The sequence below is a fragment of the Streptococcus suis genome (assembly GCF_002964045.1).
Lineage (GTDB): Bacteria > Bacillota > Bacilli > Lactobacillales > Streptococcaceae > Streptococcus > Streptococcus suis_U.
The window spans coordinates 1-269 of the sequence record NZ_POPB01000027.1; the positions used below are offsets into that span (position 1 = coordinate 1).

Here is a 269-nt window from a genome sequence, read left to right on the forward strand (position 1 = left end):
TTGCTCATGACAATACCTTGTTCAGTTGGATTGTATTTTGCATCACCCATCTTCACTTTGATGTCTGGGAAGTTAGCATTTGCCCATTTGATGGCCATGACTTGTGTGTAGTAGTCGTTTGGAATGAAATCTGTACGACCTGTTGATACATCACGCAAATAGACATCGTTGGTTACGTTGTCATAGATAACTGGCTCTGCACCTTGCTTTTCAGCAATTTTCATGTACTGAGTACCTGCGCCACCACCAGCTTTTTTACCAGTCCAGTC

At 42.8% G+C, this 269-nt stretch carries 1 pseudogene; it reads right to left on the reverse strand.

The features are described from left to right. Positions 1-269 (reverse strand): annotated as a pseudogene (locus tag C1E99_RS00110) (ABC transporter substrate-binding protein); the annotation flags it as partial.